This is a genomic window from Streptomyces sp. JJ36 (assembly GCF_021696945.1).
Taxonomy (GTDB): domain Bacteria; phylum Actinomycetota; class Actinomycetes; order Streptomycetales; family Streptomycetaceae; genus Streptomyces.
Genome location: NZ_JACYHE010000092.1, coordinates 1 through 21,645, shown reverse-complemented (window position 1 = coordinate 21,645; position 21,645 = coordinate 1). Strand labels below are relative to the sequence as shown.

Here is a 21,645-nt window from a genome sequence, read left to right as displayed (position 1 = left end):
GCGGGAGACGTCGGGGGCGCGCCGGGCGGGCCGTGCCGGCGCCCTGCCCGCGCGCGGCGGGCCGCGGGCCCCGCCCGCGTCCGGCACGCCACGTGAGCGGAAGGTCACGGGCGGGGAAAAACTGCGCGCACGAGTCTCGTGGCGGGCGTGTGTCGTACAGCACACTGGTGGGCGGTGCCTGAGTCATCGGAGCGCGGCGGTGCCGGCCGAGGGGCCGCAATGCCCCCGCGGTTCCGCAGAGTGATACCGGGGCGGGGCGCGGCCGGGCCGCGACCGTTCCCGTCGTGCACGCCGCCCCCGAACCGGCAGCGATCACCTTGGAGGTCGCCCCCGTGCAGACCCGGACCCTGACCAGTACGGCCCCGGCCGCCCCGCAGCCCGCCGGCTCCACCCTCGCCGCCGCCACAGCCGCCCCGTCCGCCCTCGCACCGCTGTCCCCGTCGCCCGCGCCGCCCGAGGCTGCCCCCGAGGGGGGCGTCCTCGCCGGGGCCCCCGTCGAGGCCGTGCCGCGGCAGGCCAGTCCGCCCCCGGCGGAGACCGTGGCGCCCGCGCCGCCGTCGCGCGGCGCGGCGCCGGTGGCCGAGGCCCCCGGCAGCGGCCCCTCGGCCGACCTCTTCCGCCAGTACCTGCGGGAGATCGGCCGCATCCCGCTGCTCTCCGCCGCCGAGGAGGTCGAGCTGGCCCGCCGCGTCGAGGCGGGGCTGTTCGCGGAGGAGAAGCTGGCCACGGCCGCGGGACTGGCGGACGAGCTGGCGCTGGACCTGGACCGCCTGGTGGTGCAGGGCCGGGTCGCCAAACGCCGGCTCATCGAGGCCAACCTCCGGCTGGTGGTCTCCGTCGCCAAGCGGTACGTCGGGCGCGGTCTGACCATGCTCGACCTGGTGCAGGAGGGCAATCTGGGGCTGATCCGCGCCGTCGAGAAGTTCGACTACGCGCGTGGCTACAAGTTCTCCACCTACGCCACCTGGTGGATCCGCCAGGCCATGTCCCGGGCCCTGGCCGACCAGGCCCGCACCATCCGGGTGCCCGTGCACGTCGTCGAGCTGATCAACCGGGTGGTCCGGGTGCAGCGCCGGATGCTCCAGGAACGCGGGTACGAGCCGGCCGCCGAGGAGGTGGCCGCGCAGCTCGACCTCACCCCCGAGCGGGTGACCGAGGTGCTCCGGCTGGCTCAGGAGCCGGTGTCGCTGCACGCGCCGGTCGGCGAGGAGGAGGACGTCAACCTCGGCGACCTGATCGAGGACGGCGACGCGCCCTCTCCGGTCGAGTCGGCGGCCTTCCTGCTGCTCCGCCAGCATCTGGAGGCGGTGCTCTCCACCCTCGGGGAGCGGGAACGGCAGGTCGTCCAGCTCCGCTACGGACTGGACGACGGCATGCCGCGCACCCTGGAGGAGATAGGCCGGCTCTTCGGGGTCACCCGGGAGCGCATCCGGCAGATCGAGTCCAAGACCCTGAACAAGCTGCGCGACCACGCCTTCGCAGACCAGCTCCGCGGCTACCTGGACTAGCGGGAACGCCGGGGCCTGCCGGCGGACCCTTCGCGGCAGGCTCCCCGGGTCTTCGCGGCAGGCTCGGCCTCCCGGGCTTCACCGGGGTTCCGCCCGGCTTCCGTGGCCTCCGGGCGGCCCCGCCCGGCTTCCCGGGACCTCCCCGGCGTCACCCGCGTTCCCCGTGGACCCCCGTCGATCCCCCGCGGAGTCCCCGCGGATACCCCGCCGAATTCTCTGCCGATTCCCCGCGCGCAGGACCTGCCGCGGGCCACGGTCGGTGCCATGCTGTGTCCTGTGGGCGCCTTCCCGCCCCCGGGCGGTGCGGACCCGCCCGGGCGCCGGAGCACGGACGGGAGGCAGCGGGATGCGAGGAAGCCGGACGACGGCAGCGACGGCCCCGGTGCTCCGGACCGGCGGGCCGGGCGCGGCCGCACGGCGTGGCGGGGGGCGGTTCCGGTGGCGCAGGCGGTGAGGGCACGCGTTCCCGGCTTCGCGGGGATCGCGCTCTACGTGCTCCACGAGGATGCGGAGGAGCTGCGGCTGGCGGAGACCACCGGGCAGGCCGGCGGGCGGTACGGGCTGTCCCAGCGCTACTCGCTCTCCGTACGTTCCCCCGTGACCGACGCCTTCCGGACCGGGCGCGCGCTGTGGCTGAGCCCCGAGGAGATGGCCGCCTACCGCGGGTCCTGGACGGACCGGCCGCCCGCCGGCATGTCGCTGGGCGTGCTGCCGCTCGGCGGGGAGGCGGAGCGGCTGGGCTGCCTGGTCGTGGTGGACGAGACGGAGGGCGGCGTGGATCCCGACCGCCGGGACTTCCTGGAGCTGTACGCCGATCAGATCGCCGCGGGGCTGGAGGCGGAGGCCGACCGGCTCGCCGCCGGCGGCACTCCGCGGCCGCTGCTGGGCCACGGCCCGGACGCCCAGCTCACCGGGGCCTTCACGCTGGAGGTGAGCACCGGCCGGATCGACGCCGATCCCCGGGTGCTGGAGCTGGTCGACATCGCCCCCGAGGAGTTCGACGGGCGTGTGGAGTCGCTGCTGACCCACACCGTTCCGGAGGACCTGCCGGCGCTGATGTCCATCGTGGAGCCGGGCCAGCTCGCCACCGGCAGCCGGCTGCTGGAGTTCCGCATCCGGCGCGGCACGGGCGAACTGCGCTGGCTGCGGCTGAGCTGCCGGGTGCTGGTGGACGGCGCCGACGGTCCGGAGCGGGTCCTGGGCGTGCTGGACGACGCCTCCCGGCTGCGGCCGCGCGCCGACGAGGTCTCCCGGGTGCAGCGGCTCTCCGCGGAGCTGGCCAACGCGGTGACCGTGCGGGACGTCGGGCGTGTGGTGGTCTCCGCACTGCGTGACCAGCGGGGTGTGAGCCGGGTGGCCCTGGCGGAGCTGGAGGCCGACCGGCTGGTGGTGACCGTGCTCGACCCGCCCGATCCGGACGCCTGGCCGGAGAGCTGGCGGTCCGAGTGGCGCTCGGAGTGGCCGGACGCCCCGCGCGCGGCGTTGCCCACGCTGGACGCCGCGCTGCGCGACGGGCAGCCGCAGATCTGGCCCGCGGACTCCGCCTTCGAGTCCTCCCTGGCCGGCATCGGACCCGGCGGCCTCGCCGTGCTGCCGCTGCCGGCCGACGGGCGCACCGTCGGCATCTGCCTGGTCGGGTGGGACGAGCCGCACGAGTTCGAGCCCGAGGAACGCTCGCTGCTCACCGCCACCGCGGGCCTGGTGGGTCAGGCCCTGATGCGGGCCCACGCGCTGGACGCCGAGCACGAGCTGGCCACCATGCTCCAGCGCAGCCTGCTGCCCCGTAACCTGCCCGAGCTGCCCGGCGGGGTGGCCGTGGCCCGCTATCTGCCCGCCACCGTCGGCCTGGAGGTCGGCGGCGACTGGTACGACGTCATCCTGCTCGCCGACGGCCATGTCGCGCTGGTCATCGGGGACGTCCAGGGCCACAGCGCGGCCGCCGCGACGATCATGGGCCAGATGCGCACCGCCATCCGGGCGTACGCCGTCGAGGGTCATCCGCCCGACGTGGTGGTGTCGCACGCCAACCGGCTGCTCGTCGGCATGGAGACGGACCTCTTCGCCACCTGCTGCTACGTCGACCTGGACATGGAGGAGGGCACCGCCTGGTTCGTCCGGGCCGGCCACCTGCCGCCGCTGCTGCGCACCCCGGACGGCGGCACCGAGCAGCTCGAGGTCGGTGGCGGGCCGCCGCTGGGCGTGCTGGCCGACGCGGAGTACCCGATGACCCAGTACGGCCTGCCGCCGGGCGGCGTGCTGGCGCTGATGACGGACGGTCTGGTCGAGTCCAAACACCTCCAGTTGGAGGACGGCATCGCCCAGGTGCGCGACCTGCTGGGCGCGGCCGACCCGGCGGACGCCGGGCGGGTGGCCGACGATGTCCTCGGCGGCATCCCCCGGCGGGACGACGACGTGGCGCTGCTGCTGCTGCGCTACGACGGCATGGAGGTCCGCCCGGTGCGGGCCGGCTGGACGGTGTGGCGGCTGCCCGACGCCGTGATGCACGCCCGCCGGTACACCGCCCGTACGCTGCGCGCCTGGGGACTGGAGGAGGAGATCGACGTGGTCCTGCTGGTGGTCTCCGAACTGGTCACCAACGCGCTCGTGCACACCCAGGGCGAGGTGCGTCTCGACCTCACCTACGCGGTGGACCGGCTGCGGGTCGCGGTACGCGACCAGTCGCCGCGCGCCCCGGTGAAACCGGCGACGGTGGACTGGGAGGCCACCGGCGGCCGCGGGCTGATGCTGGTCGACGCGGTGACCGGGACGTGGGGGTCCGTCCCGCTGAGCGGGGGCAAGCAGGTGTGGGGCGAGATCGCCCTGCCGCCCCGTGAACCCGTCTAGCCGCACCCCGGCCGTCCCCGCCCCGCGGCCCCGCGCCGGCCGGGGAGCCCTGGCGAAGGAGGAGCAGATGGTTCGGCACGCGGACCCGCCGCTGCTGGCGCTGCGCGGAGTCTCCAAGCGGTACGGCGCGGTGCGGGCCCTGAGCGACGTCGAGCTGGAGATCCACGCCGGCGAGGTGGTCGCGCTGGTGGGGGACAACGGCGCCGGGAAGTCCACCCTGGTGAAGGTGATCGCCGGGGTGGAGCCGGCCGACGAGGGCGTGATCGAGTGGGAGGGCGGCCCGGTGCGGATCGACCGGCCGCACGACGCGCAGGCGCTGGGCATCGCCACCGTCTTCCAGGACCTCGCGCTCTGTGACGACCTGGACGTCGTCGGCAACCTCTTCCTCGGCCGGGAGCTCACCCGCTTCGGGGTGCTGGACGAGGTGGAGATGGAGCGCCGGGCTCTCGGCCTGTTCCGGGGCCTCTCACTGCGCGTCCCCGGGGTGCGGATGCCGGTGGCGGCGCTCTCCAGCGGGCAGCGACAGGCCGTCGCCGTGTCCCGCTCGCTGCTCGGCGAACCCCGGCTGGTGCTCTTCGACGAGCCCACCGCCGCGCTGGGCATCGAGCAGACCACGCAGATCCTCGACCTCGTGGAGGACCTGCGGGAACGGGGCACGGGCGTGCTGCTGATCAGCCACAGCATGGGCGACGTCAAGGCGGTGGCGGACTGGGTGGCCGTGCTGCGGCTCGGGCGCAACAACGGCTTCTTCGACGTGACCGCCACCTCCCAGGAACAGATCGCCTCCTCCGTCACCGGAGCCACCGACAACGCGGTCACCCGGCGCCGGGCCGGCGCCGGGGAGGCCTCGTGACCGGGGCGACGGACCGGACGGGGGCGGCCGGGGAGCCGTCCGCCGCGCCGGAACGGGGCACCCTGGAGGCCTACCGGCGGCGGCTGCGCGGCGGGGATCTCGGGGCGGTGCCGGTCGTCCTCGGCCTGCTGGTCATCTGGGGCGTCTTCCAGGGACTCGACGAGAACTTCCTCTCGCCCCGCAACCTGTCGAACATCAGCGTGGACATCGTCGGCACCGGCATGATCGCGGTCGGCGTGGTCTTCGTCCTGCTGATCGGCCAGATCGATCTCTCGGTGGCCGTGGTCAGCGCCCTGGCGGCTGCGGTGTTCGCGGTGCTCAACGTGGTGCACGGCGTCCCCGAGGGCCCGGCCGTGCTTCTGGCGCTGCTGTGCGGCGCGGCGACCGGGGCCGTGCACGGCTTCGTCTTCGCGCGGATCGGCGTCCCGGTGTTCGTCGTCACCCTGGCGGGGCTGCTCGGCTGGCACGGCATGATGCTCGCCGTCATGGGCCGGCAGGGCACCATCAACTTCGACGACCGGGGCCCGGTCGCCCGCCTCAGCACCTTCTACTTCACGGACGTGGCGGCGGCCTACGGGCTGGCGGCCCTCGGCACGGCCGTCTATCTCCTCACCGCCTACCGCACGGAGCAGCGCCGCCGGGCCGTCGGCGTGCCGGCCCGGACCTACGGCGAGATCGCCGTGCGCACGGCCGTGCTCGCGGTGCTCGCCTTCGCCGCCGCCTACGCGCTCAACGCGTTCCGCGGGCTGCCGCTGGCCCTGCTGATCTTCCTGGTGGTGGTCGCCGGGCTGGACTACGTGCTGCGCCGCACCCGGTACGGCCGCCGGGTCGTCGCACTCGGCAGCGGGGTGGAGGCCGCCCGGAGGGCGGGGGTGAACGTGGCGCGGGTCCAGATCTCGGTGCTGATGCTCTCCGGGACCATGGCCGCCGCCGGCGGTCTCTTCATCGCCTCCCGGATCGCCTCGGCCACCCAGACGGCGGGCTCCGCGAACCTGCTGATGAACGCCATCGCCGCGGCCGTCATCGGCGGCACCAGCCTGTACGGGGGGCACGGCAGCCCGTGGTCCGCGCTGCTCGGCATGCTGGTCATCCAGTCCATCGCCTCGGGCATGGCGCTGCTCGGGCTCGCCTCCGCCGTACAGTTCATGATCACCGGCGGGGTGCTGCTGGTCGCGGTGGTCGTCGACACCCTGGCGCGCCGTGCCCGGCGGATGCACGGCCGGGCCTGAGTCCCACGGGTGTACGGACCCCGCCCGGCGTCCCGGCTCACCCCGTCACGGCGCCCTGCGCGGCGCCGAAGGCGCCCGGATGGACCTGGTCCCGCACGGTGCAGTACTGCTGCCGCACCGCCTGCCCCACCGCGGCCTCGTCGCCCGGGTCCAGGCGCAGGCCGGACGCGGCCGGCCAGGCCGGCGGGGCGCCGCCGCCCGCCAGCGCCCAGGCGGCCTGCCGCGCCGCGCCCAGCGCCGTGTAGTCGGCGGGCTCGGGCACCATGACCGGCACGCCGAACAGCGCCGGGGCCGCGGCCTGCACCGCGGGCAGCGCGGCCGCCGCACCCAGCAGGAAGACCCGGTGCACCGCGACGCCCCGGTGCCGCAGCACGTCCAGCGCGTCCGCCAGCCCGCAGAGCATGCCCTCCACCGCGGCCCGCGCCAGATGCTCCGGCCTCATCGACTCGCGGCGCAGCCCGTGCAGCGAGCCGGCAGTGTGCGGCAGGTCGGGGGTGCGTTCGCCCTCCAGATAGGGGAGGAGCACCATCCCGTACGCGCCGGGGGTGGACTTCAGGGCCAGCTCCGAGAGCCCCTCCAGGTCGGTGCCGAGCAGTTCGGCGGTGCCGCGCAGCACCCGTACGGCGTTGAGGGTCCGTACCACCGGCAGATGCAGCCCGGTCGCGTCGGCGAACGAGGTGATGGTGCCCGCCGGGTCGGAGAGCGCCTCGTGGTGGACGGCGAAGACGGAGCCGGAGGCGCCCAGCGAGATCACCGCGTCACCGCCGGCGACGCCGAGGCCGAAGGCCGCCGCCATGGTCTCCCCGGTGCCGGCCGAGATGAGCAGGCCCTCCGGCGTGGTGCCCGCCGCCTCGGCCGGGCCGAGCACCTCCGGCAGTGCCACCTGGTGCCCGAGCGCCAGCTCGACCAGGTCGGGCCGGTAGGCGCCGGTCGCCGCCGACCAGTAGCCGGTGCCCGAGGCGTCGCCGCGGTCGGTGGTGCGCCGCGGCGGACGGCCCAGGAGCTGCCAGACCAGCCAGTCGTGCGGCTGCACCACCCCGGCGACGCGGGTGGCCGCGGCCGGCTCGTTGCGGGCGAGCCAGCGCAGCTTCGCGACCGGGTGCGCGGCCTGCGGCACCGCGCCGACCGCCTGGGCCCAGGCGGTGCGGCCGCCGAGGGCGTCGATGAGGTCGGCGGCCGCGGTCTGCATCCGCAGGTCGTTCCCCAGCAGTGCCGGGCCCACCGGGGCGCCCGCCGCGTCCAGCGCGACGACGCCCTGCTGCTGTGCGGCCACGCCGATGGCCCGTACGTCCGCGAGCCGGCCGCTGCCGGCGGCCTCGCCGAGCGAGAGCAGCCAGGACTGCGGGTCGTCCCGTGCGCCGGAGTGGTCGGCGTGACCGTGCCGGACGACCTCTCCGGAGTCCGCGTCGCAGACGACGAGGCGTGTGTAGGCGGCTGAACTTTCCAGGCCGGCGACTATCCCCATGCGCCGCATCATGCCTCATCCGCCGGTCGGTCCGCCGGTCGCGGCGGCGTGGTGCCCGGCGTCACCGCGGGACCCCCGAACAGGGCAGTGCTACAAAGAGGACATGGAGGGACGCAAAGGTCGATACGGGCGCGGAGTGGGGCGGGTCGCCGCCGGCTTCTCCCGCCCGGCCCGGAGCGGCCCCCGGACGGGCACGGTGACCGCCGCGGCAGCGGACCGGCGCGACGGCGGGTCCCTGCTCGGAGTGCGGAGCGTCGCCGGCCAGGTGCTGCTGCTTCAGGTGGCCGTCGCGGTGGTGCTCATCGCCGGGGCCCTGGTGGCCCTCGTCCTCCAGGCGCGGTACGACACCGAGCGCGACGCGGAGAACCGCTCGCTCGCCGCCGCCACCGCCTTCGCGGACGCTCCCGGCACCGCCGAGGCGCTGCGCTCCGGCAACCCCACCGAGGCGTTGCAGCCCAGCGTCGAGGAGGCCCTGAGCGGCTCGAACCTGGACTTCGTCTCCGTGATGACCCCGGAGGGCCTCCGGGTCGCCGACAACGAGGAGCAGCTGATCGGCCAGGACGCCGTCGGCGTCGAGCGGGCCGTGACCGACGGCGCCTTCACCGACTTCTTCGAGGGCGACCCCTCCGAGGCGGCCCGGGCCGTCGTCCCGGTCACCGACGGGGACGGCACCGTGGTGGGCCTGGTTGCGGCCGGCGTGGAGGTGCAGTCGGTCGGATCCGCGGTGGACCGGCAGCTCCCCATGTTCGTCGGCTCCGCCACCGCGGCGCTGGCCCTGGCGACGCTGAGCGCCGCCCTGGTCAGCCGCCGGCTGCGACGCCAGACGCACGGCATCGGCCCGGCCGAGATGACCCGGATGTACGAACATCACGACGCCGTTCTGCACGCCGTCCGCGAGGGCGTGCTGATCGCCGGCGGGGACGGGCGGCTCACCCTCGCCAACGACGAGGCGCGCAGACTGCTCGACCTGCCCCCGGACGCCGAGGGACGCCTCGTCGCCGAACTCGGACTGGACGCCGACACCACCGGGCTGCTCACCTCCGGCCGGACCGTCACCGACGAGGTGCACCTGGCCGGCGACCGCCTGCTGGCGGTCAACGCGCGACCCGCGGACCCGTACGGCGGCGTGCCGGCCGGCACCGTCGTCACCCTGCGGGACACCACCGAGCTCCGGGCGCTCTCCGGCATGGCCGAGGTCGCCCGCGAACGGCTGAAGATGCTCTACGACGCCGGGGTGCGCATCGGCACCACGCTGGACGTGGTCCGCACGGCGGAAGAGCTGGCGGAGGTGGCGGTGCCGCGGTTCGCCGACTTCGCCACCGTGGAGCTGACGGACCCGGTCCGGTCCGGCGACGAGCCCGCCGGCGTGCCGTCGGCGATGCGGCGCACCGCGCTGCGCGGCGTCCGCGACGACCCACCGCTCCAGCCGGCCGGGGACGTGATCCGGTTCGACGACCCGGCCACCCCGATGTCCGTGGCCCTCGCCGGCGGCCGGGCGGTCCGGGAGCCGGACCTGCGCCTGGCGGAGGGCTGGCGGGCCCAGGAGCCCGCGGCGGCGGACCGGACCCTGGAGTACGGCATCCACTCGCTGGTCACGGTGCCGCTGCTGGCCCGCGGCGTGGTGCTGGGCATGGCCAACTTCTGGCGGGCGGACCGCGAGGAGCCGTTCGAGGAGGAGGACCTGTCCTTCGCCGAGGAGCTCGCCGCCCGCGCCGCCGTGGCGATCGACAACGCACGGCGTTTCACCCGCGAGCACACCATGTCCGTCACCCTGCAGCGCAGCCTGCTGCCGCGCATCCTGCCGCGGCCGAGCGCGCTGGAGGTCGCGTACCGCTACCTCCCGGCGCAGGCCGGCGTCGGCGGGGACTGGTTCGACGTGATCCCGCTGCCCGGGGCCCGGGTGGCGCTGGTCGTCGGGGACGTCGTCGGGCACGGTCTGCATGCCGCGGCCACCATGGGCCGGCTGCGGACCGCGGTGCACAACTTCTCCAGCCTCGACCTGCCCCCGGACGAGCTGCTGGGCCACCTGGACGAGCTGGTCGACCGCATCGACCAGGACGAGGCGGAGCGCGGCGAGGCCGAGGGCATCACCGGGGCGACCTGTCTCTACGCCATCTACGACCCGGTCGGCGGCCGCTGTTCCGTGGCCCGCGCGGGACACCTTGCCCCCGCCCTGGTCCGCCCCGACGGCCTGGTGCACTACCTGGACGTTCCCGCCTTCCCGCCGCTCGGGCTGGGCAGCCTGCCCTTCGAGAGCACGGATGTGCACCTGCCGGAGGGGAGCAGGCTCGTCCTCTACACCGACGGCCTCGTCGAACACCGCGAACGCGACCTGGACACCGGCCTGGACCTGCTCCGGGACACCCTGGCGGAGGACCCGCACGCCTCTCCGGAGGCGATCTGCCGCACGGTGTTCGACACCATGGTGCCGGCACACCGCCGGGACGACATCGCACTGCTGGTCGCCCGCACCCGGCTGCTGGACCGGACCAGGGTCGCCGACTGGGACGTACCCTTCGACCCGTCGGCCGTCGGCTCCATCCGGGCGGCCTGCCTGCGCCGGCTGGAGTCCTGGGGCCTGGAGGAGATCGGCTTCACCACCGAGCTGGTGCTCAGCGAGCTCATCACCAACGCCCTGCGCTACGGCTCCCCGCCCGTCCATGTGCGGCTGCTCTACGAGCACGCGCTCATCTGCGAGGTCTCCGACGGCAGCAGCACCTCGCCGCATCTGCGGCGGGCCGCCGCCACGGACGAGGGCGGCCGCGGGCTGTTCCTGGTGGCCCAGATCGCCACCCGCTGGGGCACCCGCTACACGGCCACCGGGAAGGTCATCTGGACCGAGCAGACGCTGCCCGAGGAGTAGCGGCACCCGGCACCTGCGGGTGCGTACCGGGCACACCGGGACCGGCCGGGACATACGGAGGGCCGCCGCGTGACCCGCGACGGCCCTGCTCGTTATGTCCGGGCAGACCGGGCATGCCCGGCCGGGCCTTCCGGTGGGGCGGGTGGGACTCGAACCCACGGCCGACGGATTATGAGTCCGCTGCTCTAACCGGCTGAGCTACCGCCCCGGAACGGCGTGCCGCGCGCAGCCGGCGCGCCGTCTGCCGCAGCATATCTGCTCATACGATCTCCCGCCCGTGCCGGGTGGGGAGCCCGTGCCCGGAGGGACTGCGGAGCCGTGCCGTCCGGTTCCCTCTCCGGCCCGGAGAGCACTCCATCGGGTGGTACGCGAGGCACTCCCGCGGTGGCTCGACGGAGGGGGTGCCCCCATGACGAAGGGCCCCACGCGGGGGCCCTTCGTCTCCATGCTCCCCCGACTGGATTCGAACCAGTAACCTGCCGGTTAACAGCCGGCTGCTCTGCCGATTGAGCTACAGGGGACCGCTCCGCTCGGGCCCGCCGACCCGTTCCCGGGGGCGTTCCCTCGCTGCGGGCAATACATTAGCGCATGCCCCGGGGTGCGCCGAAATCCGTATCGGCGCGGCACCGGGTCCGCCGCTCGACGCGGGGCTCCGGGCGACCGCCGGGCAAGCACGAGGGACCATTCGGGAACACGAGGGGACCACGAGGGGACCACGAGGAACACGGGGGACCACGAGGGACCACGAGGGACCACGAGGAAAGGGTGTGTCATGCGGTACCGCCTCACGTTCATCGCCGGACTGGCCGTCGGCTACGTGCTGGGGGCACGGGCCGGCCGCGAGCGCTACGAGCAGCTACGGGAGGGCGGCCGGCGGATCGCCGGCAACCCGGCCGTGCGGAACGCCCGGGAGACCGCCGCGCAGAACGGGCGCCAGATGGCCACCCGGGCGTACGACACCGTGAACGAGCGGGTCGGGCACCGTCTGCCGGAGGCGATGACCGACCGGGTGCACTCGCTGGTGAACGGGCACGGCCCGCGGGGCGACGACTGGGGCACGGGCGGCGCCTGACCACCGGCTGCCGCGGGCTTCCCCCGGCGGGGCTGCCGTGGGGATCCCGTTCCCGGGTTCCCGGCGGGCGGGGCTGCCGGTTCGTGGCCCCGCCGGGGAGTTCCGCGTCCGGTGGACTCAGGGCAGGCCCGGGGGCTGCCGGGCCTCCACGAGCGGGGCCAGCAGCTCGCCGTGCCTGTCCAGCCGGCCGGGGATGTCCGCGGCCAGGAAGACCAGATCCTCCGGGGAGCCCGCGGCCGCCAGCTCCTCCCAGGCGACCGGCGCCGAGACGGCCGGCCGGGCCCGGGCCCGCAGGGTGTAGGGGGTGGCCGTGGTCTTGGCCCAGGAGTTCTGGGAGTGGTCGACGAAGACCTTGCCCGCCCGCAGCTTGCGGGCCATCCGGTGCAGTGCCAGTTCGGGCAGCGCCCGCTCCGCCTCCTGCGCCAGCCGCTTGGCGTAGGCGGATACCGCCGAGGAGTCGGTGGGACGCACGGCGGCGAGCAGGTGCAGGCCCTTCGCCCCGGAGGTCTTGGCCAGCGCGGTGAACCCGTCCGCGGCGAGCCGGTCGCGCAGCCAGAACGCCACCTCCCGGCAGTCCAGGACGTCCGCGCCCTCGCCGGGGTCCAGGTCGAAGACGATCCGGTCGGCCCGGCGCTCGGCGTCGGTGCGCCACTGGTGGGTGTGGAGCTCCAGCGCGGCGAGGTTCGCCGCCCACACCAGGGTGGCCAGGTTCTCGATCACCACCTGCGTCTCCCGTTTCTCCCCGGTCCGGCGGACCTCGCAGGTGGTCACCCAGCCGGGGGTCCCGGGAGGGACGTTCTTGGCGAAGAACGTCTGGCCCTCCACGCCGTCCGGGAAGCGGAGGAAGGAGACGGCGCGGCGGTGGAGATGGGGAAGCACGGCGTCGGCGATCGCGGCGTAGTAGTGGATCGCCTCACCCTTGGTGAAGCCCGTGGCGGGATAGAGCACCTTGTCCAGATTGCTGAGCACGAGCCGGTGGCCGTCGACCTCCGTGATGGGCATACTCGAGAGTCCCATAGAAGGGACAAAAGATGCGTTCCATCTGGAAAGGGTCCATTTCGTTCGGTCTGGTCACCATCCCGATCAGGGTGGTCTCCGCCACCGAGAACCACAGCGTCTCCTTCCGTCAGGTGCACACCACCGACGGCGGCCGCATCCGGTACCGCAAGGTGTGCGAGCTCGACGAGCAGGAGGTCGCCGCGGAGGAGATCGGCAAGGCGTACGAGACGGCGGACGGCAACCGCGTCCAGCTCACCGACGACGAGCTGGCCTCGCTGCCGCTGCCCACCGCCAAGACGGTGGAGATCCTGGCCTTCGTGCCCGCCGAGGAGATCGACCCCATCCAGTTGGACCGCTCCTACTACCTGACGCCCGACGGGCAGGGCGCCGGCAAGCCGTATGTGCTGCTCCGGGAGGCGCTCGCCCGTAGCGGCAAGGTGGCGGTCGCCAAGCTCGCGCTGCGCGGCCGGGAGAGCCTGGGCATGCTCCGGGTCTACGACGAGACCCTCACCCTGCACACCATGCTCTGGCCGGACGAGATCCGCCCGGCGGAGGGCATGGCGCCCAGCGGCACGGTCACCGTCCGGGACGCGGAGCTGGACCTCGCGGACACGCTGATGGAGACCCTGGGGGAGCTCGACGAGGAGGACCTGCGCGACGAGTACCGGGAGGCGCTGGAGCGGCTGGTCGCCGCCAAGGAGGAGGGCGAACCGCTGCCGGTCGGGGCGGAGGCCGCACCGCGGGAGGGGCGGGTCGTCGACCTGATGTCGGTGCTGGAGAGCTCGGTGCAGGCGGCCCGGGAGTCCCGCGGCGAGCACCGGGGGGAACGCCGGGAAGAAGAGGCCGAGGTCCACGAGCTGCGGACGGGCGGCGGGCGCTCGCCCCGGAAGACCGCGGCACAGAGGACACAGAAGACGCAGAAGACACAGAAGGCGACCGGAGAGGCCGGGGCGGGCACGGCGGGGAAGGCCGCCGGGAAGAAGGCCGCGGAGAAGGCCGCGGAGAAGAAGACGGCCACGGGCGGGAGGAAGACCGCGGCGCAGAAGACCACCGGGAAGGCGGCCGGGACGAAGAAGGCCGCGGCCGGGAAGACCGCCTCCGGAAGCCGGACGACCGCGAAGAAGACGGCCGCCCGGGAACCCGCCAAGAAGACAGCGTCCCGGAAGCCGGCCCCGCGCAAGTCCGCCTAGCCGCCGCCCGCCCGGCCGGGCCCGGCCCAGCCGGCCAGCTCCTCGGCCGTGCGCGGGCCGGGCTCGTCCGGGCCCAGCAGCCCCTGGGCACGCAGCACCTCGGCGACGACCGCTCCCCACGGCCGGCGCAACCCCGCCACGGCCGGGAGTTCCGGGTCGGTCAGCAGCGCGGGTGCCGGGCCGGTGCGCAGTCCGTCCGGGGTGAGCACCGCCGCGTCGTCGGCCCAGCGCAGCGCCAGGTCCATGTCGTGGGTGGCCATCACCACGGTGGTCCCGGCACCGCGCAGGGTGCCGAGCACGCCCAGCAACCGCTCCTGGCCCTGCGGGTCCAGACCGGCCGTCGGCTCGTCGAGCACCAGCACCCGCGGGCGCATGGCGACCGCGCCCGCGATGGCGGCGCGCTTCCGCTGCCCGTACGACAGCTGGTGGGTGGGCCGGTCCCGCAGCCCGGCGATGCCCAGCGCCTCCAGGGCCTCCGCGACACGGGCGCGGACCTCGGGCTCGGGCAGCCCCAGGTTCAGCGGGCCGAAGGAGACGTCCTGCTCCACCGAGGCGGCGAAGAGCTGGTCGTCCGGGTCCTGCACCACGAGCTGCACCGTGGTGCGCAGCCGCGTCAGGTCCTTGCGGTCGTGACCGACGGGCGTGCCCGCCAGCCGCAGTTCGCCGGCGGCGCACCGCAGGCCCCCGCTCAGCAGCCGGAGGAGCGTGGTCTTCCCGCTGCCGTTCCGGCCCAGCACCACCAGGGCGCGGCCCTCGGTGACCGCGAAGTCCAGGTCGCGCAGGACCCAGGGGCCGTCCTCGTAGGCGAAGCCGGCCCCCGCCAGTTCGACCAGCGGGGCGGTGTCCCCGGGGACGTGGGCGGAGGCGGGGGAGGCGGAGGTCACGTCGGCAGCCTTTCCAGGAGGAGGGTGAGCGCCGTCAGCGTCGCCAGCAGGGCGCCCGCCGCGGCCAGGAACCGGCCCGAGAGCCGGGACTCGGGCACCAGCACGCGCAGCGAGCCGTCGTAGCCCCGCCCCGAGAGGCCCTGCTGGAGCCGGGCGGCGCGGTCGAAGGCGCGGACGAACGCCGTGGCGCCGAGCCCGGCCAGCGAGCGCCAGGCGGCCGCGCGCGTGGTGTGCCCGAGCCGGGCCGCCTGCGCGGCCCGGACCCGGCGTACCGAGTCCAGCAGCAGGAAGCTCATGCGGTACATCACCAGCGCCACGTCCACCACCGCGGGCGGCACGCCGGCCCGTACCAGCCGGGGCACCACGTCCGAGACCGGCGTGGTGAAGGCGAACAGCAGCAGGCCCAGCGAGGCGGCGGAGGTACGCAGCAGCAGCGCGCCGGCGTGCGCGGGCCCGTCCGGGGCGAGCGACAGCGGACCCGCCGGGCCGCCCACCTGGAACAGCAGCGGTACCGCTCCGGTGACGCAGAAGCCCAGCGGGATGCGGAACGCGCGCCACAGCGGACGGGGTGCCACGCCGGCAGGCCCGAGCAGCACGGTCAGCGTGGCCGCGGCGACCAGTGGTGCGCCGGGCCAGGGCGGCAGGGAGACCGCCAGCACGGTCAGGCCGAGCCCCAGCACGGCCTTCTCCAGGGGATGGCGGCGGCGCCAGCGACTGCTGTGCGCCGCCGCGTCGATGGGCAGCACGCGGGGCTAGCGCGCCGGCTCGTCGCCCCGGGGCCCGGCGCCGGGCCGGGAGCCCGCCGCCGGGTCCGGCGCCGCGGCCGCGGGGGCCGTGCGGCCCGTCCGGTCCGTCGTCGCGGGGTCCGCGGCCGGGGTGCGGGCGGCGAGAGCCGCGCCCTGGCGGCGGCCGCGACGGAGACCGAAGTAGTACGTCAGCACGCCCGTGCCGATCGCGGCCTGGACCGCGAAGAGCGCCGACTCGATCTCCCCCGACGGCGGTTCGTACAGCGGCGAGAACCACGGCTCGTAATCCGGGTCGTTCTCGGTGACGGCGGTCTCCGCCCGGCCGTCCGCCCCGGTGAACGGCTCCTCCTCGTCGTCGCCCAGCCCGAGTGCCACGGGCAGCACCGCCAGCGCCGCCACGGCGGCCAGCAGCAGCAGATTGATTTTCGTGTGCCGGCTCATCGGGCCATCGCCTCCCGCTCGTCGGTGCCCGGCGTACCGGCGCTCCGGCGGAGCACCCCCAGGCGGACCAGGTCACTCCGGCTCGACCGGGTGAGCAGGCGCATCACCAGCACCGTCAGCAGGCCCTCGCTGACCGCCAGTGGGAGCTGGGTGACGGCGAAGATGCCGCCGAACTTCGCCAGCGCGCCGGCGAAGCCGCTCGCCGGGTCCGGGAAGGCGAGCGCGAGCTGCACGCTGGTGACGCAGTAGGTGCTCAGGTCCGCGACGAAGGCGCCGGCGAAGACGGCCGCCATCAGCGGCGCGCCCGTCCGGCGCAGCAGCCGGTAGGCGCCGTACCCCGCCCACGGGCCGACCACGGCGAGGGAGAAGGCGTTGGCGCCCAGTGTGGTGAGACCGCCGTGCGCGAGCAGCAGTGCCTGGAAGAGCAGGGTGAGCGTGCCCAGCACGGCCATCACCGGCGGGCGGAAGAGGATGGTGCCCAGCCCCGTTCCGGTGGGGTGGGAGCAACTCCCGGTCACCGAGGGGATCTTCAGCGCCGAGAGGACGAAGGTGAAGGCGCCGGACGCGCCGAGCAGCAGGGTGGATTCGGGGTGGGCCCGGACCTCGCGGGTCAGCGCGCGCACGCCGTGGAGGACGAAGGGGGCGGCGGCGGCGCTCCAGGCGGCCGCGTGCAGCGGGGGCAGATACCCCTCGGCGATATGCATCTGGGGAGACCTCTCCAGCACCTCGTGGATGGACGGCACGCCTTGGCCGGTCTCCTGGCTGACGGGTGATGCCGCCCGTGCTCCGCCTTCCCGGACCGTACGGTCGCCCGCACGGGTCCAGTGGCTTCCCGCAGGGGGATGGAGCCGGACTTCCCGATCACAGTGGCGAGGGCCGCACCGGCATCGCACCGGTTTCCCGTCACCAAGGCCCTGCGACAGTAGTGGGCCGCACGGCGTGTCCACAACACCCCACCGCGGGCGGGGATGTGGGAAGTGTCACCGCAGCATCGCAGGTCACGGGCGTCCCGGCATCACCGGGCGGCTCCGGGGCGGCGGCCCTCCGGGAGGAAGAGCACCGAGTTCACATAGCGCCGGTGCGGTGCCAGGGAGCGCCGGAGAAGACCGTCTTCGGCCACATGCGCCGTACGTTCCTGATGCCCCGCGAGGTCGAAGACGGCCAGCGGCACCCACTCCCGCGCGGGCAGCACCCAGCCGGCGTAGCCGTGCCCGGCGAGCAGCTCCAGCACCGGCCCGGGAGGCTGGATGCGCGTCTCCAGCTCCACGAAGAGGGCGGGACGGTCCCGTGCCAGGGTCCGCTGCGCGCCGCGCAGCACCGCCTGCTCGCTGCCGTCCACGTCCACCTTCAGCACGGTGACCGCCCGCAGGTCCAGCGCGTCCAGCGGCACGCAGCGGACCTCCAGCGCCGCCCGGTGCACCGTGCGCCGTACCAGCGAGGAGATGCCGCGGTCCCCCCGGCCGTCCGCCGGCAGCCACAGGGTCGCCGTCCCGGCGTGCTCCGCGGCGGCGGCCTGCACCACCTCCACATGGTGCGGCGTGGTCTGCCGCAGCCGCCGGGCCAGGTGCGGCACCGGCTCCAGTGTCAGCACCCGGTCGGCGCGCGCGGCCAGCCGCCGGCTCCACGGCCCGTACCAGCCGCCGACGTCCACCGCCGTGCCGCCGTGCGGGCAGAAGTCGGCCAGCCGCGCGAGCTCCGGTTCGAAGCGCGGGTAGAGGAGGTCGGTGGCCGCCCGCAGTGCGCGCGGCGGCAGGTGCGGGGCCAGGCGGGCGGCGAGGGTCACGAGGAGGGCTCCTCCCGGGCGGCGAGCCGGGCGAGCAGCCGGATGTGCTCCCCCTCCGGGACCTGTTCGCCGGAGGAGGGCAGGAGCTGCGGGACGCCGTCCACGATCGGGTAGCGGCGCCGCAGACGGGGGTTGTAGAGCGCGTCTCCCTGCTCCAGCAGGGTCAGCGGGCCCTTGTCGAGCGGGCAGGCGAGGAGCGAGAGCAGCGGGTCATCGGGGGACATGGCGTCGGCCTTCCGTGCGGGTACGGGCGCGGAGCGGGCCGGTGGCGTGCCCCGGAGGCTCCGGGGCGCGGCCGGGCCCGGCCGCGGCGAGGGTGCGCCCGGCGGACGGGAGCCGGGGCGCGGCGGGGGCGCCGGGGGTGTGCGGGTCCGCGGTGTGCGGTGTCCCGGGGTCCCGGCCGCCGGTCTGCGGGTCCGTCGCGTGCGCGCCGGCGTGGGGCAGGGCGTCGGCGCCCGAGGTGACATGGGGAGGGCTGTCGGCATCCGAGGTGGCGTGGGGCGGGGCGTCGGCCTGCGCGGTGGTGCGCTGCGGCCCGGCATCCTGCGCGGCGGTGTCGTGCCGGGGCAGGCTCAGCAGCACGGTGACGGCGAGCGCGGCGCCGCCGAGCCGCAGCGCCAGCCGCAGCGGTTCCGCGGGCAGCGGCTCCGCGAACGCGAACGAGCCGCTGACGACCGTGAAGAGGAACGTCACCGTGGTGCAGACCGGCACGATCAGGGAGGCGCGGCAGCGCTGCAGCGCGGTCTGGGACAGCACCAGCCCCGTGGAGCCGGTGCACACCAGCAGATAGGGGTACGGCGAGGTCAGCAGCGCGCCCAGGGTCGCCGTGGCGTCCGGTGTCAGCAGCCCGGCCACGCCCTTGATCGCCAGCGAGCTGACGCCGTACAGGAAGCCGACTGCCACCCCGTACGGCACGCCCGCGGTGGGCAGCCGGTGGCGGCGCCGCGCGCGGCGCTCCGCCGCCAGGAACAGCCCCAGCCCGAGGACGAGCGAGGGCACGCAGACCCCCAGCAGCACCGGCGCCGGGGCGATCCGGGCGATCTCCCCCTCGCTGCCGGGCAGCGACAGCACGATCATCACCAGGGCGGCCAGCACGGCGGCCATGCCCCGGCGCTCCCGGCCGGACGGCTGCTCGCCCAGGAACAGGGCGGAGAGCAGCAACAGCATCACCAGGCCGGTGACGAAGAGCCCCTGGGCCGCCACCAGGGGCAGCGTGCGGTAGACCACGAGCTGCGCGGCGAAGCCCAGCAGCAGCGCCGCCGCCCCCACGATCCACAGCGGGCTGCGCAGCAGGGCGAGGACCACCCGGGCCGGCCGGGCGGCCGAGAGCGGCGGCAGCGCGGAGAGCGCCCGCTTCTCCACCACGAAGCCGGTGCTGAAGAGCAGGTTGGCCAGCAGCGCCGCGGCCACACCCCAGAGCATCACGGACCGCCGTCCGGGCCACCGGCGCTCACCGGTCCGCCCGCGCGCCCCGGTCCGCCCGCGCGCCCCGGTCCGCCGGGTCCGCCGGGTGCGCCGGGTGCACGCCGGGCGTGCACCAGCAGGATGGAGGCCAGCGAGGGCGCCCGGCAGGCGAGCCGGTCCAGCGGCCGCAGCGGACGGGGCACGTCGTGGTAGGGCGCGCCGCTGATCCGCACCACCTCGAAGCCCGCGGCGGGCAGCAGGGTGCGCAGCGCCCGCGCGGTGTAGAGCCGCAGATGGCCCACCACCTGGGAGCCCGGGCGGCCGTGCACGCCGCGCAGGCTCACCTCGGAGAAGACCGGCTGCACCCCGGCGAGCAGCAGCCCGCGGTTGTACCAGGCGGCCAGGTTCGGCGTGGAGAGCAGCAGGTGACCGCCGGGACGGAGCACCCGGCGCAACTCGTCCAGGGCGGCGTCCGGGTCGACGAGATGCTCGATGACCTCGCTGAAGAGCACCGCGTCGGCGACGCCGTCCGCGAACGGAAGCCCGGTCAGCTCGCCGCGCACGGCGGTCATCCGGCGTGCGGCGCGGCGCAGCGCGTCCTGCGACCAGTCCACGCCGACCACCCGGTGCGGGGCGAGCAGCGGCGCCGCGGTGGCCGCGGCGGAGCCGTCGCCGCAGCCGACGTCCAGCACGGTCCGCGGGGTGCGGCCGCCGCCCAGGGCCCGGGCCAGGATCGCCGCCTGCCGCCGGCTGCGGTCCGGCCCGGAGGCCACCGGCGTGGCCGGGTCCTCGTAGAGCTCCCGTAGGCCGCCGGGGACGGCCGTCCGGTGCTCGGTGCCGGTGCTCACGGGCGGGCCCCCTTTCCGGAGGTGCCGCCGGTCTCGCTGGTGCCGGTGTTCCGGTTGGTGCCGGTGTCGCTGGTGGGACCGGAACTCGTGGTGAAGCTGCTGTTCTCCGCGGTGCCGGTGGTTCCGGCGGGGTTGCCGGCGTGGCCGGCCATGTCAGCGGACGCCGGCGCGTAGCCGGTGGCCGCCAGCGCCCCGGCGAACAGCGCGCCGAGCCGCCGTCCCGCCGCGTCGTCGAAGCAGGCCCGGGACCAGCGCAGCGCGAGCTGGAGCCGGCCCCCGGTGGAGACCGTCGTCACCGACAGGCCGCGGGGCGCCCGGGCCGGCGCCGAGAACCACACCGCGGTCGCCCGCCCCGCGTCCCCGAAGTCCAGCGGGTAGGGGACGCGCCCGATGTTCGACAGCAGGGTGGTGGACGCCCACGGCGCGGCCGCGGAGCGCAGCGCCCGGGTGCAGGCGCCACGTACCCCGACGGGCAGCACGGGAGCGGTCAGCAGACCGGCGCCGAAACCCAGTTGCGGCCGGTCCGTGGTCTTCAGCGCCCGGGTACGGGCGGCGGTGGCGCGCAGCAGCGCCTCCACCGCGGCCCGGTCGGGCGGGCCGTCGGCGGTGAGCCGGTCGTGCAGCGCGCGTTCCTCGGGCCCGAAGGTCACCTCGACCAGCCGGGTCCCGTTCCCGATGGGCATGCCGGCGGTGCGCGGCCGGTCGTCCACCGGCATGGTGATCCGCACCGGGCGGACCGGCCGCCCGTGCAGCCGGTTCCAGCGCGCCGCCGTCAGCCAGGTGGCCACCAGGAGCTGGTCGTTGACCGTGTACGCCGCCGGTGCCCCAGCGGCGCGTGGCGGGCGCGGGGGCACCGGCAGCTCGGTCACCAGCATGCCGTTGCCGGGTGCGCCCGGGGCCGCGCTGTCCGGGGCGACGCGTGCGGGCCGGGCCCAGCGCGACCCGCCGGGCCCGGCGCCCGCACCGCCGGCCGGGGCGCCGCCGGTGCGTACCGGCGTGGGGGCGGGCGCGTTGTCCACGCCGCCGTAGAGCTCGGCGGCGGTGGCCAGGACGCGGAGGCAGGCCGGGCCGTCGAGCGCGGTGTGGTTGATCGTGACGAGCAGCACCCAGGAGCCGTCGTACTCCACCACCTCCAGGCGCACCGGCGGCGAGGCGTCCAGCGGCGGGCACACGGCCAGCGCCCGTGCCCGTGCCGCGGCGAGCGTGCCGCCGGGATACGTCACCGGGTCCCGGTCCGGGACACCGGTCAGCTCCCACACGTACCGCCGGTGCCACCAGCGGGACGGTGCCTGGCGCATGAGGATCCGCGGGTGCCTGGCCAGGGCGCCGGCGACGGCCGCGCGCAGCCGGGCGGGGTCGGGGCGGGCGGGCAGATGGATCTCGATGTGGACGGTCTCCGGCTCGGTCTCGTCGAGGCAGTGCCGGGTGATCTCGTCGACCGTCGGGAACGGGGTGCGGCCCGCGGGAGCCGGCCGCGGGCGCGCCGGGGCGCCCGGCGGCGCGGCCCCCCCGTGGC

Annotated in this window: 17 protein-coding genes, 2 tRNA genes, 1 pseudogene and 1 riboswitch; of the genes and pseudogenes, 7 read left to right on the top strand and 13 right to left on the bottom strand. The window is 75.6% G+C overall.

The window, feature by feature from the left end:
- Window positions 1-284 precede the first annotated feature (284 nt).
- The 4 genes from HOY81_RS24410 (at window position 285) to HOY81_RS24395 (ending at window position 6,434) form a co-directional block, all read left to right on the top strand.
- Window positions 285-1,508 (top strand): RNA polymerase sigma factor, encoded by a 1,224-nt coding sequence (locus HOY81_RS24410; RefSeq protein WP_237322854.1) that lies wholly within the window; start codon window positions 285-287, stop codon window positions 1,506-1,508.
- A gap of 450 nt (window positions 1,509-1,958) precedes the next feature.
- Window positions 1,959-4,352 carry a SpoIIE family protein phosphatase gene (locus HOY81_RS24405; RefSeq protein ID WP_237322853.1) on the top strand — a complete coding sequence of 798 codons (2,394 nt, stop codon included), beginning with the start codon at window positions 1,959-1,961 and terminating at the stop codon, window positions 4,350-4,352.
- Between the two features lie 67 nt (window positions 4,353-4,419).
- The gene (locus HOY81_RS24400; protein ID WP_237322852.1) at window positions 4,420-5,205 is read left to right on the top strand and encodes an ATP-binding cassette domain-containing protein; all 786 of its coding nucleotides are present in this window, start codon (window positions 4,420-4,422) and stop codon (window positions 5,203-5,205) included.
- 62 nt (window positions 5,206-5,267) lie between these two features.
- Window positions 5,268-6,434 carry a sugar ABC transporter permease gene (locus HOY81_RS24395; RefSeq protein ID WP_237322857.1) on the top strand — a complete coding sequence of 389 codons (1,167 nt, stop codon included), beginning with the start codon at window positions 5,268-5,270 and terminating at the stop codon, window positions 6,432-6,434.
- Window positions 6,435-6,471: 37 nt separating this feature from the next.
- On the opposite strand, the gene HOY81_RS24390 is transcribed toward HOY81_RS24395, so the two are convergent.
- Window positions 6,472-7,899 carry an FGGY family carbohydrate kinase gene (locus HOY81_RS24390; RefSeq protein WP_237322851.1) on the bottom strand — a complete coding sequence of 476 codons (1,428 nt, stop codon included), beginning with the start codon at window positions 7,897-7,899 and terminating at the stop codon, window positions 6,472-6,474.
- Between the two features lie 103 nt (window positions 7,900-8,002).
- On the opposite strand from HOY81_RS24390, the gene HOY81_RS24385 reads away from it, so the two are divergent.
- Window positions 8,003-10,762, top strand: a complete 2,760-nt coding sequence (locus HOY81_RS24385) for a SpoIIE family protein phosphatase/ATP-binding protein (RefSeq protein ID WP_237322850.1) — start codon at window positions 8,003-8,005, stop codon at window positions 10,760-10,762.
- A gap of 134 nt (window positions 10,763-10,896) precedes the next feature.
- On the opposite strand, the gene HOY81_RS24380 is transcribed toward HOY81_RS24385, so the two are convergent.
- Both HOY81_RS24380 and HOY81_RS24375 read right to left on the bottom strand, forming a co-directional pair.
- Window positions 10,897-10,970 (bottom strand) — tRNA-Ile (locus HOY81_RS24380).
- Window positions 10,971-11,210: 240 nt separating this feature from the next.
- Window positions 11,211-11,283, bottom strand: a tRNA-Asn gene (locus HOY81_RS24375).
- 251 nt (window positions 11,284-11,534) lie between these two features.
- Here HOY81_RS24375 and HOY81_RS24370 point away from each other — a divergent pair.
- Window positions 11,535-11,834, top strand: coding sequence for a YtxH domain-containing protein (locus HOY81_RS24370; RefSeq protein WP_237322849.1), 300 nt, complete (start codon window positions 11,535-11,537; stop codon window positions 11,832-11,834).
- 117 nt (window positions 11,835-11,951) lie between these two features.
- On the opposite strand, the gene ligD is transcribed toward HOY81_RS24370, so the two are convergent.
- Entirely contained in the window at window positions 11,952-12,836 is an 885-nt protein-coding gene (ligD, locus tag HOY81_RS24365; RefSeq protein ID WP_237322848.1) for a non-homologous end-joining DNA ligase, read from the bottom strand.
- Window positions 12,837-12,865: 29 nt separating this feature from the next.
- Between ligD and HOY81_RS24360 the strand changes: the two genes are divergently transcribed.
- Window positions 12,866-14,023 (top strand): Ku protein, encoded by a 1,158-nt coding sequence (locus tag HOY81_RS24360; RefSeq protein WP_237322847.1) that lies wholly within the window; start codon window positions 12,866-12,868, stop codon window positions 14,021-14,023.
- On the opposite strand, the gene HOY81_RS24355 is transcribed toward HOY81_RS24360, so the two are convergent.
- The 9 genes and pseudogenes from HOY81_RS24355 to HOY81_RS24315 form a co-directional block, all read right to left on the bottom strand.
- Window positions 14,020-14,907, bottom strand: coding sequence for an energy-coupling factor ABC transporter ATP-binding protein (locus tag HOY81_RS24355; RefSeq protein ID WP_237322846.1), 888 nt, complete (start codon window positions 14,905-14,907; stop codon window positions 14,020-14,022). The genes HOY81_RS24360 and HOY81_RS24355 overlap by 4 nt on opposite strands.
- Window positions 14,904-15,653: a cobalt ECF transporter T component CbiQ gene (cbiQ, locus tag HOY81_RS24350; protein ID WP_237322845.1), complete on the bottom strand. Its 750-nt coding sequence runs from the start codon at window positions 15,651-15,653 to the stop codon at window positions 14,904-14,906. The genes HOY81_RS24355 and cbiQ overlap by 4 nt, the downstream gene beginning before the upstream one ends.
- A 6-nt stretch (window positions 15,654-15,659) precedes the next feature.
- Window positions 15,660-16,094 carry an energy-coupling factor ABC transporter substrate-binding protein gene (locus tag HOY81_RS24345; protein ID WP_237322844.1) on the bottom strand — a complete coding sequence of 145 codons (435 nt, stop codon included), beginning with the start codon at window positions 16,092-16,094 and terminating at the stop codon, window positions 15,660-15,662.
- Window positions 16,091-16,798 carry an energy-coupling factor ABC transporter permease gene (locus HOY81_RS24340; RefSeq protein ID WP_237322856.1) on the bottom strand — a complete coding sequence of 236 codons (708 nt, stop codon included), beginning with the start codon at window positions 16,796-16,798 and terminating at the stop codon, window positions 16,091-16,093. Before HOY81_RS24340 ends, HOY81_RS24345 begins: the two co-directional genes overlap by 4 nt.
- A gap of 26 nt (window positions 16,799-16,824) precedes the next feature.
- Window positions 16,825-17,020, bottom strand: a riboswitch (cobalamin riboswitch).
- 89 nt (window positions 17,021-17,109) lie between these two features.
- Entirely contained in the window at window positions 17,110-17,877 is a 768-nt protein-coding gene (locus tag HOY81_RS24335; protein WP_237322843.1) for an FkbM family methyltransferase, read from the bottom strand.
- Complete coding sequence (locus HOY81_RS24330; RefSeq protein ID WP_237322842.1) at window positions 17,874-18,101, bottom strand: Trm112 family protein; 228 nt, start codon at window positions 18,099-18,101, stop codon at window positions 17,874-17,876. The genes HOY81_RS24335 and HOY81_RS24330 overlap by 4 nt, the downstream gene beginning before the upstream one ends.
- A 319-nt stretch (window positions 18,102-18,420) precedes the next feature.
- Window positions 18,421-19,287, bottom strand: a pseudogene (locus HOY81_RS24325) (DMT family transporter); the annotation flags it as partial.
- An 11-nt stretch (window positions 19,288-19,298) separates the two neighbouring features.
- The gene (locus HOY81_RS24320) at window positions 19,299-20,129 is read right to left on the bottom strand and encodes a bifunctional 2-polyprenyl-6-hydroxyphenol methylase/3-demethylubiquinol 3-O-methyltransferase UbiG (RefSeq protein ID WP_237322840.1); all 831 of its coding nucleotides are present in this window, start codon (window positions 20,127-20,129) and stop codon (window positions 19,299-19,301) included.
- The gene (locus HOY81_RS24315; protein WP_237322855.1) at window positions 20,126-21,559 is read right to left on the bottom strand and encodes a condensation protein; all 1,434 of its coding nucleotides are present in this window, start codon (window positions 21,557-21,559) and stop codon (window positions 20,126-20,128) included. The genes HOY81_RS24320 and HOY81_RS24315 overlap by 4 nt, the downstream gene beginning before the upstream one ends.
- Between the last annotated feature and the right edge of the window lie 86 nt (window positions 21,560-21,645).

Coding starts and splice junctions, on each gene's coding strand:
- HOY81_RS24400 (WP_237322852.1), top strand. CDS start 4,420: ATGGTTCGGCACGCGGACCCGCCGCTGCTGGCGCTGCGCGGAGTCTCC.
- HOY81_RS24390 (WP_237322851.1), bottom strand. CDS start 7,899: ATGGGGATAGTCGCCGGCCTGGAAAGTTCAGCCGCCTACACACGCCTC.
- HOY81_RS24385 (WP_237322850.1), top strand. CDS start 8,003: ATGGAGGGACGCAAAGGTCGATACGGGCGCGGAGTGGGGCGGGTCGCC.
- HOY81_RS24370 (WP_237322849.1), top strand. CDS start 11,535: ATGCGGTACCGCCTCACGTTCATCGCCGGACTGGCCGTCGGCTACGTG.
- ligD (WP_237322848.1), bottom strand. CDS start 12,836: ATGCCCATCACGGAGGTCGACGGCCACCGGCTCGTGCTCAGCAATCTG.
- HOY81_RS24360 (WP_237322847.1), top strand. CDS start 12,866: ATGCGTTCCATCTGGAAAGGGTCCATTTCGTTCGGTCTGGTCACCATC.
- HOY81_RS24345 (WP_237322844.1), bottom strand. CDS start 16,094: ATGAGCCGGCACACGAAAATCAATCTGCTGCTGCTGGCCGCCGTGGCG.
- HOY81_RS24340 (WP_237322856.1), bottom strand. CDS start 16,798: ATGCATATCGCCGAGGGGTATCTGCCCCCGCTGCACGCGGCCGCCTGG.
- HOY81_RS24330 (WP_237322842.1), bottom strand. CDS start 18,101: ATGTCCCCCGATGACCCGCTGCTCTCGCTCCTCGCCTGCCCGCTCGAC.